The sequence below is a fragment of the Roseovarius aquimarinus genome (assembly GCF_043661195.1).
GTDB classification, from domain to species: domain Bacteria; phylum Pseudomonadota; class Alphaproteobacteria; order Rhodobacterales; family Rhodobacteraceae; genus Roseovarius; species Roseovarius aquimarinus.
The window spans coordinates 3,617-6,254 of the sequence record NZ_JBIHMM010000010.1 but is presented as its reverse complement, the minus strand read 5'-3'; the positions used below and the strand labels follow the sequence as shown (position 1 = coordinate 6,254).

The following is a 2,638-nucleotide window of genomic DNA, read 5'->3' as shown; positions in this document are numbered from 1 at the left end:
TTGGTTGCGGGAGTAGGATTTGAACCTACGACCTTCAGGTTATGAGCCTGACGAGCTACCGGGCTGCTCCATCCCGCGCCATTTGCGCGCCTCACGTTAGTATTGAGTGAGGGTCATCGAAAGAGAGATACGTGTTTGTTTCGAGGTTTTACTAGGTTTGGCGACGACCTACTCTCCCACGTCTTGAGACGCAGTACCATTGGCGCTACGGCACTTAACGGCCGGGTTCGGGATGGGACCGGGTGTTTTGCTCGTGCTATGATCACCAAACCGAGTAAAACCTCGAGGGGTCCAAGTCTGTACACTGAGGTGTGTATGACTGATGCCGGTAAGTGCCGTCTCCGCGATTGCGGTCTGGCTTTTACTGGATCAAATCAAGCCTATCGAGCAATTAGTACCGGTCAACTGAACGCGTTGCCGCGCTTACATCTCCGGCCTATCGACGTGGTGGTCTACCACGGCTCTCAGGGATACCTTGTTTTGAGGGGGGCTTCCCGCTTAGATGCCTTCAGCGGTTATCCTGTCCGTTCATAGCTACCCTGCACTGCTGCTGGCGCAACAACAGGTCCACCAGTGGAACGTTCACCCCGGTCCTCTCGTACTAGGGGCAACTCCTCTCAAGTATCCTACACCCACGGCAGATAGGGACCGAACTGTCTCACGACGTTCTAAACCCAGCTCACGTACCTCTTTAAACGGCGAACAGCCGTACCCTTGGGACCTGCTCCAGCCCCAGGATGAGATGAGCCGACATCGAGGTGCCAAACACTGCCGTCGATATGGACTCTTGGGCAGTATCAGCCTGTTATCCCCGGCGTACCTTTTATCCGTTGAGCGATGGCCCTCCCACTTGGGACCACCGGATCACTATGACCGACTTTCGTCTCTGCTCGACTTGTCAGTCTCGCAGTCAGGCTGGCTTCTGCCATTGCACTCAACGACCGATTTCCGACCGGTCTGAGCCAACCTTCGCGCGCCTCCGTTACGATTTAGGAGGCGACCGCCCCAGTCAAACTACCCGCCACGCAGGGTCCCGGATCCGGATAACGGACCGCGGTTAGACATCAAGAGTGCGAAGAGTGGTATCTCAAGGACGACTCCACCGAAACTGGCGTTCCGGCTTCAAAGTCTACCACCTATCCTGCACATCACAATCCTGATGCCAGTGCGAAGCTGTAGTAAAGGTGCACGGGGTCTTTCCGTCTAACCGCGGGAAGCCTGCATCTTGACAGGCAATTCAATTTCGCTGAGTCCACATTTGAGACAGCGGGGAAGTCGTTACGCCATTCGTGCAGGTCGGAACTTACCCGACAAGGAATTTCGCTACCTTAGGACCGTTATAGTTACGGCCGCCGTTTACCTGGGCTTCAATTCAGAGCTCTCACCCCTCCTTTTAACCTTCAGGCACCGGGCAGGCGTCAGACCCTATACGTCGTCTTGCGACTTCGCAGAGCCCTGTGTTTTTAGTAAACAGTCGCCACCCCCTGGTTTGTGCCCCCGGCCAAGAGTTGCCTCCCAACCGGGCCTCCTTCTCGCGAACTTACGGAGGTATTTTGCCGAGTTCCTTAAATGTGGTTCTCTCAAGCGCCTTGGTATTCTCTACCAGTCCACCTGTGTTGGTTTAGGGTACGATCCAGCGATGGAGCTATTTCCAGGAACCTCTAAGCAGCCCATTCAATCCGATAAGGATGAACTACCCTCGAGATCCGTCACTTCCATCTGGCCCAGGAATATTAACCTGGTTCCCATCGACTACGCCTTTCGGCCTCGCCTTAGGGGTCGGCTTACCCTGCTCAGATTAGCTTTAAGCAGGAACCCTTGGACTTTCGGCGACAGTGTCTCTCACACTGTTTGTCGCTACTCATGTCATCATTCTCACTAGTGATCTCTCCACGGGATCGCTCACGCGCCCGCTTCATCGAAAGCTCCACGTCTCCGTAACGACCGAAGTCGCTAAAGAGACACGGAACTATGTCACACTACGCTCTGCTACCACGATGATTGCAAGCAATCATCATCCTAAGCTTCGGCTCATGGCTTGAGCCCCGTTACATCTTCGCCGCAGGACAACTTGTTTAGACCAGTGAGCTGTTACGCTATCTTTAAAGGATGGCTGCTTCTAAGCCAACCTCCTGGTTGTTTTGGTCGTCCCACCTGCTTTCCCACTTAGCCATGAATTAGGGGCCTTAGCTGTAGGTCAGGGTTGTTTCCCTCTCGACAACGGACGTTAGCATCCGCTGTCTGTCTGCCATCCAGTACTCCTCGGTATTCGGAGTTTGGTTAGGATCAGTAAGCCTGTGGGGCCCCATTACCCATCCAGTGCTCTACCCCCGAGGGTATTCGGATGACGCTCTACCTAAATAGATTTCGCAGAGAACCAGCTATCTCCGAGTTTGATTGGCCTTTCACCCCTAGGCACAACTCATCCCGACCTTTTTCAACAGGTGTGGGTTCGGACCTCCAGTAAGTGTTACCTTACCTTCATCCTGGTCATGCCTAGATCACTCGGTTTCGGGTCTGATCCATCTAACTCATGCGCCCTATTAAGACTCGCTTTCGCTGCGCCTACACCTAACGGCTTAAGCTTGCTAGATAGACCAAGTCGATGACCCATTATACAAAAGGTACGCCGTCACAC

Annotated in this window: 1 tRNA gene and 2 rRNA genes (1 of these 3 only partly in view); all 3 read right to left on the bottom strand. The window is 53.9% G+C overall.

Going from position 1 to position 2,638, the window contains the following annotated elements:
* Position 1: 1 nt before the first annotated feature.
* Positions 2-78: transfer RNA gene (locus tag ACGRVM_RS16350), tRNA-Met, on the bottom strand.
* A gap of 77 nt (positions 79-155) precedes the next feature.
* Positions 156-270 (bottom strand): 5S ribosomal RNA (gene rrf / locus ACGRVM_RS16345).
* A 100-nt stretch (positions 271-370) separates the two neighbouring features.
* Positions 371-2,638 (bottom strand): 23S ribosomal RNA (locus ACGRVM_RS16340) (it continues 708 nt past the right edge of the window).